The 14,705-nt window shown below is 73.7% G+C and carries 10 protein-coding genes; 3 read left to right on the forward strand and 7 right to left on the reverse strand.

Annotation, left to right across the window (positions count from 1 at the left end; all coding sequences use genetic code 11):
* Positions 1-166: 166 nt before the first annotated feature.
* The gene (ftsH, locus tag ABIH81_RS09840; protein ID WP_120572785.1) at positions 167-2,179 is read left to right on the forward strand and encodes an ATP-dependent zinc metalloprotease FtsH; all 2,013 of its coding nucleotides are present in this window, start codon (positions 167-169) and stop codon (positions 2,177-2,179) included.
* 86 nt (positions 2,180-2,265) lie between these two features.
* Complete coding sequence (gene folE, locus ABIH81_RS09845; RefSeq protein ID WP_013288986.1) at positions 2,266-2,883, forward strand: GTP cyclohydrolase I FolE; 618 nt, start codon at positions 2,266-2,268, stop codon at positions 2,881-2,883.
* A 54-nt stretch (positions 2,884-2,937) separates the two neighbouring features.
* Here folE and ABIH81_RS09850 read toward each other — a convergent pair whose 3' ends face one another.
* On the reverse strand, positions 2,938-3,639 hold the full coding sequence (locus tag ABIH81_RS09850; protein ID WP_349879995.1) for a hypothetical protein: 702 nt from the start codon (positions 3,637-3,639) through the stop codon (positions 2,938-2,940).
* A complete protein-coding gene (locus tag ABIH81_RS09855; protein WP_349881058.1) occupies positions 3,636-6,218 on the reverse strand; it encodes an FtsK/SpoIIIE domain-containing protein in 2,583 nt (860 codons plus the stop codon). Before ABIH81_RS09855 ends, ABIH81_RS09850 begins: the two co-directional genes overlap by 4 nt.
* Before the next feature lie 213 nt (positions 6,219-6,431).
* On the opposite strand from ABIH81_RS09855, the gene ABIH81_RS09860 reads away from it, so the two are divergent.
* Positions 6,432-6,989 carry a hypothetical protein gene (locus tag ABIH81_RS09860; protein ID WP_349881059.1) on the forward strand — a complete coding sequence of 186 codons (558 nt, stop codon included), beginning with the start codon at positions 6,432-6,434 and terminating at the stop codon, positions 6,987-6,989.
* 7 nt (positions 6,990-6,996) lie between these two features.
* On the opposite strand, the gene ABIH81_RS09865 is transcribed toward ABIH81_RS09860, so the two are convergent.
* Genes ABIH81_RS09865 through ABIH81_RS09885 form a run of 5 tightly spaced genes read right to left on the reverse strand, consistent with a single transcriptional unit; the run spans position 6,997 to position 14,661 of the window.
* On the reverse strand, positions 6,997-7,605 hold the full coding sequence (locus ABIH81_RS09865) for a hypothetical protein (protein ID WP_349879996.1): 609 nt from the start codon (positions 7,603-7,605) through the stop codon (positions 6,997-6,999).
* Positions 7,606-7,615: 10 nt separating this feature from the next.
* Positions 7,616-8,791 (reverse strand): M23 family metallopeptidase, encoded by a 1,176-nt coding sequence (locus ABIH81_RS09870; RefSeq protein ID WP_349879997.1) that lies wholly within the window; start codon positions 8,789-8,791, stop codon positions 7,616-7,618.
* Positions 8,788-9,348, reverse strand: coding sequence for a hypothetical protein (locus tag ABIH81_RS09875; RefSeq protein ID WP_349879998.1), 561 nt, complete (start codon positions 9,346-9,348; stop codon positions 8,788-8,790). The genes ABIH81_RS09870 and ABIH81_RS09875 overlap by 4 nt, the downstream gene beginning before the upstream one ends.
* The gene (locus tag ABIH81_RS09880; RefSeq protein ID WP_349880000.1) at positions 9,345-11,282 is read right to left on the reverse strand and encodes an MFS transporter; all 1,938 of its coding nucleotides are present in this window, start codon (positions 11,280-11,282) and stop codon (positions 9,345-9,347) included. The genes ABIH81_RS09875 and ABIH81_RS09880 overlap by 4 nt, the downstream gene beginning before the upstream one ends.
* Position 11,283: 1 nt before the next feature.
* Positions 11,284-14,661, reverse strand: a complete 3,378-nt coding sequence (locus ABIH81_RS09885) for an ATP-binding protein (protein WP_349880002.1) — start codon at positions 14,659-14,661, stop codon at positions 11,284-11,286.
* Positions 14,662-14,705: the final 44 nt, after the last annotated feature.

Here is a 14,705-nt window from a genome sequence, read left to right on the forward strand (position 1 = left end):
CGCGCGCACGGTGTACCGTCGAATGACCGTGGTGCGGCAGTTTGCGTGCCCCGGGGGTCGGGCCGGCCCGCACGGCGGCCCCGGCCGCCGCTCAAGGCGGCGACACCATTCAGACGGTCAGGACGTCGATCAGGAGGATGCGGGCGCCTCGGCACCCGACTACAGCATGGAACGTACGCGTTTCTTCCGCCGACCGGTGGTCTGGATCATCCTGGTCATCCTCGGCGCCGTTGTGCTCAGTCAACTGTTCACCGCTGGTCCCAGCTACCACCGGGTGGACACGTCCGTCGCGCTCGACCAGCTCAACAAGGGCGGCATCGAGAAGGTCGTCTTCCAGGACAAGGAGCAGACGCTCCAGCTCGACCTGAAGGACAAGGCCAAGTTCGACGGCGACACCACCACTGACAAGATCGAGGCGCAGTTCCCGTACGAGGTCGGCGGCCAGGTCTGGAACCAGGTACGCGAGGCCGAGGCGGCGGACCGCATCACCGGCCCGGTCGACACCAAGGTGTCGTCGGACAGCATCTGGGTCAGCCTGCTGGTCAACCTGCTTCCCATCGCGCTGCTCGTGCTCCTGCTGCTGTTCTTCATGTCGCAGATGCAGGGCGGCGGCTCCCGGGTGCTCAACTTCGGCAAGTCCAAGGCAAAGATGATCACCAAGGACACGCCGAAGACCACCTTCGCGGACGTCGCGGGTGCGGACGAGGCCGTCGAGGAACTGCACGAGATCAAGGACTTCCTGCAGAACCCGGCGAAGTACCAGGCCCTGGGCGCCAAGATCCCGAAGGGCGTGCTGCTGTTCGGCCCGCCCGGTACCGGTAAGACGCTGCTGGCCCGCGCGGTCGCCGGCGAGGCCGGGGTGCCCTTCTACTCCATCTCCGGCTCCGACTTCGTCGAGATGTTCGTCGGTGTCGGCGCCAGCCGCGTCCGCGACCTGTTCGAGCAGGCCAAGTCGAACGCCCCGGCGATCGTCTTCGTCGACGAGATCGACGCGGTCGGCCGCCACCGTGGCGCCGGCATGGGCGGCGGCCACGACGAGCGGGAGCAGACGCTCAACCAGCTCCTGGTCGAGATGGACGGCTTCGACACCAAGGGCGGCGTCATCCTGATCGCCGCCACCAACCGGCCGGACATCCTCGACCCGGCGCTGCTGCGCCCGGGCCGGTTCGACAGGCAGATCCCGGTCGACGCCCCCGACATGGAGGGTCGCAAGGCCATCCTGCGGGTGCACGCCAAGGGCAAGCCGTTCACGCCCGACGTCGACCTCGACGCGGTCGCCCGGCGTACCCCGGGCTTCAGCGGCGCCGACCTGGCCAACGTGATCAACGAGGCCGCGCTGCTCACCGCTCGTAAGGAGCAGCGGGCGATCACCAACGACTCCCTGGAGGAGTCGATCGACCGGGTGATCGCCGGCCCGCAGCGCCGGACCCGGGTGATGAGCGACCAGGAGAAGAAGATCACCGCGTACCACGAGGGTGGGCACGCGCTGGTCGCCTGGGCGCTGCCGCACGCCGCGCCGGTGCACAAGGTGACCATCCTGTCCCGGGGTCGCTCGCTGGGTCACACGCTCGTCCTCCCGACGGAGGACAAGTACACCCAGACCCGGGCCGAGATGATCGACACCCTGGCGTACGCGCTGGGTGGCCGGGCGGCCGAGGAACTCGTCTTCCACGAGCCGACCACCGGCGCCGGCAACGACATCGAGAAGGCCACCCAGCTGGCCCGCGCGATGATCACGCAGTACGGCATGAGCTCCAAGCTCGGTGCGATCAAGTACGGCACCAGCGGCGACGAGCCGTTCCTCGGCCGCAACATGGGCCACGAGCGGGACTACTCCGACGCGGTGGCCGCCGAGATCGACGGCGAGATGCGCGCGCTGATCGAGCTGGCCCACGACGAGGCCTGGGAGATCCTGGTGGAGTACCGGGACGTCCTGGACAACATGGTCCTGGAGCTGATGGAGAAGGAGACGCTGTCCACCGCCGACATGGCCCGGATCTGCGCGCGCGTCGTCAAGCGCCCGCCGATGGCGCCGTACCACGGCTTCGGCAAGCGTCAGCCCTCCACCGAGCCGCCGGTGCTCACGCCGGCCGAGAAGGAGGCGCTGGCGGCGCAGTCCCGCGCCGACGCCGCCGCCTCGATCGGTGGTTCCAGCAACAACTCGGACGGTACGCACTGAACAGCGATCCGACGACGGCCGGCTCCCCGCACAGGGAGCCGGCCGTCTCCGCAACCGAGCCCGACGGGGACGACGCGCTCGACTACGTGGCCGCGCGCCTGATCAGCGGCAAGCTGACCGGTGGCCCGGTGGAGGACAGCGTCGACCTCGCCCGGATCGAGAAGGCGGTCCGCGAGATCCTCATCGCGGTCGGCGAGGATCCGGACCGCGACGGCCTCCAGCAGACGCCGGCCCGGGTCGCCCGCGCGTACGCCGAACTCTTCGCCGGTCTGCGTGTCGACCCGGCGCAGGTGCTCCGCACCACGTTCGAGGCCAACCACGAGGAACTGGTGCTCGTCCGGGACATCGACGTGATGAGCCTCTGCGAGCACCACCTGCTGCCGTTCCGGGGGAGCGCCCACATCGGCTACATCCCCGGCCCGGACGGCCGGATCACCGGCCTGTCGAAGCTGGCCCGGCTGGTCGAGGTGTTCGCCCGCCGGCCGCAGGTGCAGGAGCGGCTCACCTCGCAGATCGCCGACCTGCTGATGTCCAGCCTCGCCCCGCGCGGCGTGATCGTGGTGCTGGAGTGCGAGCACATGTGCATGGCGATGCGCGGCATCCAGAAGTCGGGCGCGAAGACCATCACCTCCGCCGTGCGCGGCGGCCTCCAGAACGACGCGAAGTCGCGGGCCGAGGCGATGGCACTGATCATGGCCCGCTGAGCCTCGACCGGCACCGACGGCCGCGTACTCCCGCCCGGGAGGGCGCGGCCGTCGTCAGCCGGGCAGCATGGCGAGCAGCAGGCCGGCCGCGGTGAGCACCGCCGGGACCAGGCAGACGAGGGCGCCGAAGCGGGGCGTCCGGTCCACCCGATCGGTGGGCCGCGGGCGGAAGACGCGCCCCACCGCGAGCCAGCCCAGCATGAACGCGACAGCCGGCAGCGGCAGCCCCACGAGCAGCGCCAGCACCGTCACCGGCCCCGGACCGGCGACCGCGTACAGCAGCAGCTGGAGCAGCGGCACCACGAGCGCCAGCGGCCCGTACACGAGCAGGTTGCGGGGCCGGGCCGGCCACCGGGCCAGCCGCGGCAGGCCACGCGCGCTCAGCGTGTCGTCCGCGGCGTCCGCCCAGTCCCCGGCCGCGCGCAGCGCCGCGAGCACCGCCGACGGGCCGCCCGCCATCGACCGGGCCGCCTCGGTCACCTCCGGCGGCGTCGGGACCAGCGACATCGCCGGTACGCCCAGATCACGCAGCCGGGACTGCTGCGGCGCCAGCCGTTCGCGTACCGCGGTCAGCTCCTCGCGGGCCGCGGCCACCGACCGCGCCTGCTCCCCGGCAGCGGTGGCCGCCGCCCGGCGTACGCCGTCGAGCGCCCGCGCGCCCGCGACGTACTCCGCCCAGGCCGACTCGGCGGGGTCCGCCACAATGGTCGGCCCACCCGAGCGGGGCCCCGGTACGGCCGTGCCGGTCTCACTCATGCGGCCCCCTCCCCGGCGCGGCCCGTCACCTGCGGGCCCGGCTCGACCCGCGCGGTCGCCACCTCGGCCGTGCCGAACGGCACGAAGACGGTGCCCTGCTCGTCCGGGCCGTCCCAGAGCACCGCGCGACCCGGGCGGGGCCGCCACCAGACCGGACGGTCGAAGAGCTGCTCCAGCCGGCCACCCGGCACGTCGGTGACCGCCACGGCGGTGAGCTTGTCCACCTCGCCCTCCGGGCCGAGCAGCCCGGCCAGCGGAGCCGGTGTCCGCCACCAGCCGAGCAGGTGCCGGCCGGCCGGCGGCCCCTCCAGCAGCAGCGTCCGCAGCAGGCCGGGCGGCAGCTCGGTGGCGTCCGGCACGTCCAGCCCGAACACCACCAGGTAACCCGGCTCGTCCGACTCCATGGCGGTCCGCAGCCCGGCCGCGTCGACGGTCTCCACCCGGTGGCCTCCGGTTAGCTCGGCGGCGAGCACCCCGGCCGGCTCGGCCGACCCGTTCGCCAGCGGCGCCAGCACGAACCGGGCCGCGCCCGGATGCGCCGCCGCCGCGCTGCGTACCGCCGTGACCAGCAGGCGCTCGGCCTCCTCGTCCCGCCCCAGGACGGCCAGGTTCCGTCCCGCGCCCGGCCCCAGCGGCACCGTCACCGTGGACCGCCGGACGTCCACCGCCCGGCCGAGCAGCGCGGCGGGCGCGTGGGCCCGGCCGGCGAGCGCGGCCCGGTGCCGCGGATCGTTGGCGAGCAGCGGGCGGGCGTACCCGGCGAAGACCACCGGCGGCGTCGCCGAATCGCCCCGCGCCTCCCAGAGCCGTCGCCGCAGGCCGGTCAGGACGTCGGGATCCTCGTACGGATCAGGGAAACGGATCATCCGCTCGTGTCCCCGGGTCGCGCCGCGCGGACCACCCAGACCGCCGGCCGTGTTCACCACCGCGCTGCCCACCGGCAGCCCGGCCGCGGAGTCGTTTGCCGGCTCCAGCACCGCCGAGCCGCCGGGCAGCGCCACCCGCACCGGGAACTGGCCGAGCAGCGGGTCGCGCGGGCCGCCGATGCCCAGGTCACCCTCGCCGGCCAGCACCAGGTGGATCCCGTACGCCCGGCCGGCGCGGGCGAGCGCGTCCAACCGGGCCAGCAGGTCGGCGGCGAGCCGGTCCCGCTCGCGCAACGCCAGCGGGAAGTCGTCGACCACGCAGACGATCCGGGGCAGCGGCTGGTGCTGCCGCAGCTCGGCGTAACGCTGCCCGCCGGCCCGCCGGGACGCCTCCTCGCGGCGGCGCAGCTCCGCCTCCAGTTCGCCGAACAGGTCGGCCACGTACTCCCGGTCGGCCGCCATCCCGGCGGCACGCACCTGCGGCACCCAGGAGCGGTCCCGCTCGGTCTGGAGGAACTCCACGAACGACTCGCCGTCGGCCAGGTCGGCCAGGTAGAGCGCCAGCTCGTCCGGGCCGTACCGGGCGGCGAGGCCGAACAACGCGTCGGTCAGGAACGCCGACCGGCCCGCCTGACCCCGGCCGCTGACCAGCCAGTGCGGGGTCAGCTCGGTGAAGCCGAGGCTGACCGGACGCCCGGCGGCGTCACCGACCGTGGTGCTCAGCCCGTCGGCCGAGCCCGCCGTCCAGAAACCGTCCGCCGGCAGCAGGTCACGCAGGGACAGACGGGAGCCGTCCTCGATCTGCCGGGCCAGCCGCGCGCACACAGCGGCGACCAGATCGGCGGGCGGATCCTCGTCGAGGAACACGGGCGAGTTCAACCCGCCCGGCGGCTCGGCGCCGGGACTGCTGAAGCCGGCGCCGGGCGGGTCACCGACCAGCGCGTACGCGGTGCGGACGGTGACCGCTGTGGCGCGCGGCAGCGGGCTGCCGTCCGGCCACCCGGCGAGCACCAGATGCAGCCCGGCGCGCGGCCCGCCCTCGGCCAGCGCGGCGAGCCGGTCCAGGTCGGCGGTGGTCGTACCGTCGGGCAGCGCCGCGACCACGAACAGCAGCGTCCGGTCGTGCCCGCGCTGCCGGGCCGTCCCGGCGGTCACCCACTGCTCCGCCTCGGCCAGCACGGCGCGCATCCCGGCGAGGTCGGTGGCGGGCGGGGGCAGCAGCCCGGCGTCGGCGAGCGGCGCGTACCCGGCGAAGGTCTCACCGGAACCGCCGTCGACCGCACGCGCCAGCAGCGCGCCCGCCGGAGTGGCGGCGAAGACGCGCAGCAGCAGCGCGCGGAGCAGCCCGGCCACCCGGGCGTCCGAGGCGTCGGCGTCGAGGCTGAGGTGGCCGCTGCCGAGCAACGGCACCAGCGCGGGGAAGCGGGCGTCGTCGAGCGGCGCCGCGGTGCCCACCCGGACCAGCGGCGGCAGACCGTCACCGGGAGGCGTCGTCGCGCTCAGCGATTCCAGCGGCCCGCCGGCCCAACCGGGCGCCGCCAGATCGGCCGCCGCCCGCAGGCGCTCGGCCAGTTCGTACTGCCGGTGGTGGTCGGCCGGCGCGGGCCGGATCTCGTCCAGGATGCCCGCCGCCGCCGTCGCGGCGGCCTCGGCCCGGCGGTGCAGCGCGGCGGCCCGGCCGGCGCGCGCCTTCGGAGTCGCCACCGCGTCCACCTCTCTTTCCGAGGCCGACATGTCCTCCCCGAGGTGTGACGGTAACCCAGGCGGGGGCCGTCCACCGGGATGTCGGTCGGCGCGGTGAGCTGGTCGGCGGTGAGCAGCCTCACCCCGCCGCCGGACGGGGTCCGCCCGGCGGTTCGCCACGATCCGCCGGTTCCAAGCATTGGGTACGCGAGGCGCAGCCGATAGCCTCAGGAGGTGGAATCAGTGCAGCCCCCCGCCGGTTCCCAGGTGTCCCGAGTACCGGCGCAGCGGACCCCGCCGGAGCAGTTGGCGCCCCCCGCGCCCGCTCCCGCACCGGTGCGCCCCAAGCGTCCGGTGCGCACAGTGCTCGCGGTCGTCGCGGGGGTGGTGGCGGTGCTGTGCACTGTCGGCGGGGTGGTCGGGTTCGTGCTGTACGACCGCGCGACCGCCCCGGACCGCGGGTCTCCCGAGGTTGTCGTAGCGAGTTACATCCAGTACTCCGTCGACCAACGCAATGATGTCAAGGCCGCGGAGTTTGAGTGCCGTAACGACGTCGACCTTGACGATCTGCGCTCACTTCGCGATGACCTCGTCGCACGGGAGCAACGGTTCAACACGACGATTTCCGTGAGCTGGGAGAACCTCAGCGTCGAGCAGGCGGGTGCCAAGGCTCAGGTGCGAGTAGACCTGGTGATCTCAGCGGTGGTGGACGAGGTTCGCCAGAGTGATCGCCAGACTTGGGTTTTTGAGACGAAGGACCAGGACGGCTGGGGCGTCTGCTCGGCGCAGCGCGCCGACTGACTTCCGGCTATTCCAGCCAGAGCAGGTGCACCGGCACCTCCAACGTGGTCGGTGCCTGCCCGCGCCAGGCCCACCGGTACCACTCCAGCTCGGGGGCCACCCGCACGCAGATGTCGCCGTCCGCGCCGGAGTAGGTCTCGGTGACGGCACGCAGGTCGCGCCGTTCCACACCGTTGTCCACGTGCACCACGCGCCGCCCGGTCACCGCGTCGGCCTCGAACACCGGCGTGGGCGGCCGGCGTTCGGGTACGTCCAGTGACACCAGCCGGAGTGCCGGGGCGGTCGCCCCGGTCGCCCCGGTCGCCGGTCGCCGCTCGCCGATGGTCTCCACCCAGACCCGTTCCACAGGCACCAGCGGCGCGAACACCTCCACCTGCTCGGCCTCGGCCCGGTACCACTCGTGTTCCGGGATCACCGGCACGTAGGTGCGGCTGCCCTGCACCACCCGCTCGTCGGCCCGCAGGTCGCCGCGCCAGCCGAGACCGGGCAGGCCGACGAGCACGCGTCGGCCGCGCAGCTCGGTCCCGCCGGTGGCGGGCACGGTCTCCACCGGCCGGGGCGGCAGCGGCGCCCAGTCCGGCCGGTCGGCGAACGGGTCGGGCAGGGGATTGCTCATCCGTCCGGCCTCACCCGGTCTCGCCGAGGGGCGCGCCCCGCTTACGCATGAAGGGCACCGGGTTCTCCGCCCCGTTGCTGGACCGGTCGCCGTCCTTGTGCACCTCGAAGTGCAGGTGCGGACCGGACGAGTTGCCGCTGCTGCCGGAGAGCCCGATGACCTCGCCCGCCTCGACCGCCTGACCCGGTACCACGCGGGGTCGTTCGACCATGTGGCAGTAGCGGGTGATGAACCCGCCGGCGTGCAGGATGTCCACGAACCATCCGCAGCCACCCTTGTTCGGCCAGCCGTCCCGGTCGCAGTCCCGGCGCCCGGAGCGGTCCGGGTCGCAGCGGGCCACCAGCACCCGGCCCGCCGAGGCGGCGTGGATCGGCGTGCCCTTCGAGGCGGCCAGGTCCACGCCGTGGTGGCTGGGCCGGGCCGTGGTGCGGAAGCCGGAGACCACACCGCCGGGCAGCGGCGCGGTCCAGCCGGAGGCGGCGATCCGGTCTCCGGCGGCGGCGTCGCACACCGCCTTGCCGGCGATCTCCACGGTCCGGGCGGCACCGCCGGCGAGCGCGTCGACGATGCGCCCGGCCAGTTCCTCGTGCTTGGCGTAGGCGTCTGGGTAGGCGCTGACCTGGACCCGCTGGGCCACGACCGTGAGCGGGCGCTGCTGCCAGTTCGGCACCTTCTCCATCTTCTGGTAGAACTTGCGGGCCGCGTACGAGGGCGTCATCCGCTGCTCGATGCTGCCCCACCCGGGCCGCTGCTGGAACAGGCCGAGCGAGTCGTGGTCGGCGCCCACTCCCTCGTGCGGCAACGCGAGCGACGCCGGGACTGTGCTGTTGGCGAGGTTGCGCAGCGCTGATTCCTGCATCGCGGTGGCCAGCGCGATCACCCAGCCGCGAGCGGGGAGCTTCATGTCCTGGCCGACCTTGATGATGACCGCGGCATTGCGCAGCTGGCGCTCGCCGTACTCGGCGAAGCGCGGCATGTCGCCGGTCAGGTTCACCTGGTAGGCCGGGTCGCAGTTCAGGGCCGCGAGCTTCGGGTCGTCCTCGTCGCCGCCCAGTTCGGTGAGGAGGAAGGCGCCGGAGCCGCCGACGCAGCAGAGCAGCGCGAGCACGCTCGTGACGGCGGTGGCGATCACGCCCAGGCGCAGCTTCCGGCGGACCTGTCCCGCGACGGCCGGGCCGGCGGTCACGACCGCTCCCAGTCGATCGCGTCCACCAGCCAGGGCCCGTCCGGTGCGACGAGTTCGAGCCGGAGCGTGCCGTTGTCCAGCGGAACCAGCGCCTCCACGAAGGACTCGGTGCGGGGCCGGAGCGTCGGAGCGCCTGTCGTCCTCCGTGCGGGCACGGTCTCCGGGTCGGCGCCCGTCATCTTCTCGGCCAGCGCCGGGGTGGAGAGCGGCCGCAGGCGGGCCTGCCAGGCGTCGCCGCTGCTGCCCGGGCCACTCAACCACGCGGTGGTGAACCGTCCGGCGACCTGCTCCGGCGTGTCCTCGCCCGGCCGGGTCTTCGGGGCGACCGCGGCCGGTGGGCTGGCCAGCAGGCCGTCGTCACCGGCCTCCGGGTCCGCGGTGCTGATCGGCTGGGTGGGGCGGCTGGTCAGGCCGAGGCCCGGATTGCCGGGACCGGCGACGAGGCGGGCCGCGCCGATCACCCCGAAGACCAGCACGGCGATCACCAGAGCGACACCGATCCGGGACCGGAGGACCCGGGTGAAGAGGAATTCCAGCGCGCGTCGCACCGGACTCACCGTGCCTCGGAGCGGATGCGCGGCGCCGGCCGGGCGGGGGAGGTGCCGCGGCCCGCCGAGTCCGGCCGGTAGACGGCGTAGGAGGGTGATTCCTCCGGTACATCCGGCTCGGTCCAGGTCGACGGCGCTCGCCGGGGCCGGGGTGTGGCGGCGGGACGCCCGCCCGGACGTCCGGTCGCGGGCGCCTCCTCCGGCCGTTCCCGCCCGTCCGGCCGCTCCCGTTCGGCGGGTGTGGCGCTGTGCGCCGGATCCTCGTGCCGGGCCTCCGGCCGGAGGCTGCGCTGGTCGGCCGTGACGGTGCGGCGCTTGCCGATCGCCGGTTCGTTGGTGCCACCGGGCTCCGCCACGTCCAGCCGGGCGGCGATCCGCATGTCCCGGAAGAACCGCCGGTGCCAGGAGCCGGCCGAGCTGATCGCCTCGCTGCTGTCCTTGCCGCCGAGCTGGGTGATCCGGCGGTACGGCCGCAGCAGCAACCAGCCGACCACCCCGCAGAGCCAGACCAGGACCACCTGGAGCCAGCCGGGCAGCGTGGCGGTGTTCATGATCAGGTCGACGGCGAAGAGGTAGATGGCCGCGCCGGTGCCGAAGATGGCGATGTTGAAGACCGCGGCGACCACCGCGTTCGCCAGCCGCCGGAGGCCGGCGCTGGCCGGGCGCATCAGGCCGACCGTGCCGAGGATCGGCGCGGCGATCACCGCCCAGCGGAAGATCAGGAAGCCGAGCAGCACCAGCAGCGACGCGGTGAGGTCGAACATGGCGAACAGCACCGAGGCGAGCACCGCGATGAACCCGGCGCCGATCCGGTCCATGTCCCGGGTGCCCTGGAGATACTCGTACGCCTCGGGGTCCTCGGTCTTGATCTGCTCGGCGACCTTGGCCCACTGCTGTTGCTTGCCCTTGATGACCACGTCGCGAGTGGCGGGCTTAGTCCGGATGGCCTCCGCCTCGCCCCAGGTCAAGGACTTGGCGTCGTACAGGGCCGGACCGTACTTCTTCGCGGTCTCGCTGTCCGCCGAGCCGAGCACACCGCGCAGCCAGTTCCGGTAGAGCATCGTCTCGGTCGCCGTGTCGCTGGCGCGTACGGCGGGGGGACGCTTGTCGACACAGGCGCTCGGGTTCGGCAGAGCGCACTTGTCCGGCGGGACGGTCTTGGAGGAAGGACCGACCGCGTCGTGCACCACGCCCAGCGTGGTGATCAGCGTGTTGTCGGCGATGTTCGCGGACTTGACCGGCCAGGCGGCCAGCGCGGTCACCGCCACCATCACCAGCAGCGCCCACCCGGCCGTGGTCATCGCGTTGCTCATGTCCGACTGGCGGGACCGCCAGAGCAGGTAGAGGCCGACCACGCAGACGGTGATGATGCCGAAGACGCTGAACACCTTCTGGTAGACGGCCTTGGTGGCCTGCTCCACCAGCGGATCGGCCCAGCTCCACATCGTCCGCGGATCCCAGGCGCGCTCGCGCAGCGCGTTCGAGGCACCGATCACCGCGTTGGCGAACATGAACTCGCCGTTGGCGACCATCGTGGTGAACCGGTAGTCCGGATGCAGCACCGAGGAGGCGCAGCCGCCGTCGATGTCGTACGTGTTGTAGCTGTATCCGGCGTACCCGTAGTCGCTGTAGAGGCCCTTCGGGCCGGGCTCCTTCGCCGAGTCGGGCCGGGACGCGAACCAGCCGGCCAGGCCCGAGTCCGGCGCGGCGGGCACCGGGGCGTTGCGGCACTCGACCTGGTCCTCGCTGACGGCCTTGAGCTTGCCGACGCAGGACCGGAAGTCGGCCTGCCACTCCTTGGTGCTGCACAGCTCGGCACGCGCCTGGGTGACCGGCGCGGCCGCGTACGCGGGTGTGGCCGCCCCGATCACCGGCCAGGAGATCGTGGCCCCGGCGAGTACGCCGAGCGCGAGGAGGAGCGCCGCGATCCGTGCCCGCGCCATGTCACGCCTCCAGGTCAGCCAGGACGGTCGGCAGTATCCCGGCGGCCTGGGCGACCGCGGCGGGGGTGGTGTCCAGGTGCTCCAGCAGCCCGTCGACGTACGACACGTCGACCCGGACCTTCTGCACGCGCCCGTCGACGTCGCGCATGACGAACTCGCGGAAGCCGAGCCGGTTGGCCGATCCGCTGTCGGCCTGGGAGAGCGAGGCGAGTGTGGCCTCGTAACCGTCGTCGACCGGCACCCGCAGCAGGCGCAGCGCCTCGGAGGCGATCTCGCTGTCCTCGGCGATCCGGCCGACGAAGACGGTGGAGACGAGGTTCTGCACGTCGAGGCCGAGGATGTCCTTCGGGTTCTGCGAGGCGACTAGTGCGGCGAGGTTCCACTTGCGGGAGTCGCGGGCGAGCCGGACCAGGAACGACCGCCCGGACCGCCAGCCCTCCATGAAGTGCGCCTCGTCGAGACCGACCAGTTTCCGGGAGGACATCGACCCGCCGTAGCAGCGGCGTACCGCCAGCCGGTGCGCGGTGTGCAGCATCGGCAGCGCGAGCGCCTCCTCGGCCGACCAGTACTCCCGCTCGATCTTGAGGTCGGGGAGCCGCAGGCCGGCCATGGTGATGACGGTGAGCGCGGCGTCGGCGCCGAGCAGCCCTTCCGGCGGCCGGCCGAAGAAGAGCATGGCCAGCGGCATCTCGGCGGTGTCGAGCAGCAGGTGGGCCAGTTCGCGCCCGGCGTCGTCGTCGAGCCCCTGGAGGCAGGTGACCACGTCGTCGAGCGTGGAGGTCTCCTCGGCGGGCACCTGGCGTACCGCGTGCCGGAACAGCGTGGCGGTGGACGCCTCCCGGGCCACCTGCGGCGGCACCAGCATCATGCAGATGTCCTGCACCAGCATCCGGCGCTCGGCGCGGGCGTTCGACACGGCGATCTCGAACTCGCGGTCGCCCGCCGCGCCGGCGCCGAACTCGCTGCGCAGCGGCGTCGGGATCAGCGCGTACGGCGCCAGCGTGCCCTGCTCCGAACCGGTCAGGTTGAGCACCCGGGAGTACGGGGCCAGTTCCGGCATGGCGCAGAGCCGGGCCAGCGGGCCGGACGGGTCGAGCAGCGTCACCTGCACACCGCGGCGGGCGGCCAGGTAGCCGAGCGCGCCGAGCAGCGTCGACTTGCCACCGCCGGGCTCGGCGACGAAGACGGCGAGGCCGGAGCGCTCGCGTACCTCCATCGGGAAGTGCAGGTCGAGGAAGACCGGCCGGCGGCAGGTGCCGGCGGTCCGCCCGATCAGGTCGCCGCGCCGGTCGCCGACTGTGGACGCGGCCTGCGGGAGCGCGGCGGCGAGCAGGTTGACCGGCATCCGCCGGACGTAGCCGGTGTTGGCGATCGGCTCGCCGGGGATGAACTCGCGGGCCAGCCAGTCCTGGTTCTTCGGGTGCTGGAGCGAGATCCGCAGCTCGCGGGAGTAGAGCTGGATGAGCCGCCGGGCCCGTTCCAGGCACTCCTCCCGGGTACGGCCGCCGACCGCGATCCGGTGCCAGCCGTGCGCCCGGGCCGAGTCGACGGGCAGGCCGGTGGTCATCTCGTCGCCGATCACCAGCGCGCGCTTGGCCAGCCGTTCCAGCTCCGGCGGCGCGTCGATGCCGTGCTCGGCGTAGTCGAGCTGCTGCGAGCGGATCATCCGGAGCCGGTGTTCGAGGTTCCGGAAGGAGTCGTTGGGGCCGAGGATGTCGACCCGGGTGGACAGCTCCATGGGCCACGGCAGCCGCTCGTGGAAGTGCAGCCAGGGCTCGTGCCGCTCGGGGATCTCCAGCGGCTCCATCCGGCCGACCGCGAGCACGGCGACGTGGCGTTCCTCGCCGGTCATCCGGTTGACCAGCTTCACCGTCGAGCCGTACGGGGTGCGGTAGCGCTCGACCTGTTCGGTGAGGGCCAGCAGGTCGCCGCGTTCCCACCGGCCGTTGGTGATCGGGGACAGGACGCCGGGCGGCGCCATGCACAGCGCCACCGAGCGGTAGAGCAGCCATTCCAGCTCGGGGGCGGTGACCCGGCGCCCGCGCATGCCGAACGCGCCGAGGACCTCGTCGAACTGCTCGACGGTACGGCTCAGCCGGCGCCGCTCGCCGTCGGCGGTGCCCCGGCCGAACGTGCGCAGCAGGCGTTCGGTGAGCGAGTCGCCGAGTGACCGGCGGGCGAACGTGACACCGAGGTAGGTCTGGCCCTCGGCGTGGTTGACCGCCATCAGGTGCCGCTGGGCGGCGACCAGGTGGTCGGCCCAGCCGGTGGTGCCCGGTACGTCGGGCAGCGGGGCGGCGGTGTGCGCGTCGATGGTGCGGGCCCACTCGTCGGCCGGGAAGGGCCGGGTGGTGCGGCGCAGGTGCAGCCGGAACCCGGCGAGTCCGGCGTACTGCTCGGAGATCGCCGAGAGCAGCGCCTCGCGTTCGGCGTCCGGCCGGAAGGCCCACCGCACCTCGGGCAGCCAGTACCAGGCGGTGACGGTGTTCGGGGTGAAGGTGAGGTGGCCGGCGATCTCGGTGATGGCCAGCTCGACCGACGGATCCCGGTCGCCGAACTTGATCTTCGGGGCGCGGACCCGGACCGGCTTGGTCGGCCGGTTCCGGCGTTCCGGCGTGCGCTGCCGGGGCGGCGTCACCTCGCGGTGCGCCGGGCGGCCGACCTCCCGCGACGGCGCCGCGCCGGCCGCGAGCGGGTCCGCCGGAGCGAGATCCGGCTCCCGGTGGTCGGCGGGAGCAGGCGCGGGCGCGGGGATCTGCGGGGGCGGCGGGAGCGCCGGCTCGGGCTCGGCCGGGGGCCGGATCGCGGGCAGCCGGTCACCGGCCTGCTGCGGCACCCGGCTCCGCGACGGCGGCGGCGGGGCGAGCGCGGCCGGCGGGTCGGGGAGGGGCGGCTCGACCGGCGGCGGTGCGGCGTGTGCGGGCTCGGGCCGGGGGCGCCCGACCGCGCGTACGCCAGGGGCCTGCTCGCGGGCCGGTGGCTCCGGTTCGGCCCGGGGCGCCGGCTCGACCGGCACGGCGGGCTGGTGCGGGATCGGCAGGGGCTCACGGCCGACACCGCGGCGGGGCGGCGCCACCACCGGCTCGACCGCTGCGGCCGGCGTGGACGCGGCGGGTCGCCGCCGGGGCTGCGCGCCGCCGAACAGGTCGAGGAAGGGCGAGTCGATGTCGCCGTCGGGGCGTACCGGCTCGCGCGGGGTGAGCGGTCGCGGCGGCTGGAAGACGCCGACGCGGCTGTGCCCGGGGCTGGTGACGAGCGCGCTGTCGAGGACGACCTCGTCCAGATCCTCGTCCGGTGGGTAGTCGAACGATCGCGCACGGTTACCGTTGGGCCCGGCCGGGCGCCCGGCCGGGGAACCCGGCGTGGAAGAGCGACTCATGCGACCGCCTCACCCGCGTCGTTCGTCTGCACGGTTGTCGTACG

Source organism: Micromonospora sp. HUAS YX12, assembly GCF_040215685.1.
GTDB classification, from domain to species: domain Bacteria; phylum Actinomycetota; class Actinomycetes; order Mycobacteriales; family Micromonosporaceae; genus Micromonospora; species Micromonospora tulbaghiae.

Coding starts and splice junctions, on each gene's coding strand:
- ABIH81_RS09850 (WP_349879995.1), bottom strand. CDS start 3,639: ATGAGTGAGACCGGCACGGCCGTACCGGGGCCCCGCTCGGGTGGGCCG.
- ABIH81_RS09880 (WP_349880000.1), bottom strand. CDS start 11,282: ATGGCGCGGGCACGGATCGCGGCGCTCCTCCTCGCGCTCGGCGTACTC.
- ABIH81_RS09865 (WP_349879996.1), bottom strand. CDS start 7,605: ATGAGCAATCCCCTGCCCGACCCGTTCGCCGACCGGCCGGACTGGGCG.
- ABIH81_RS09885 (WP_349880002.1), bottom strand. CDS start 14,661: ATGAGTCGCTCTTCCACGCCGGGTTCCCCGGCCGGGCGCCCGGCCGGG.
- ftsH (WP_120572785.1), top strand. CDS start 167: ATGGAACGTACGCGTTTCTTCCGCCGACCGGTGGTCTGGATCATCCTG.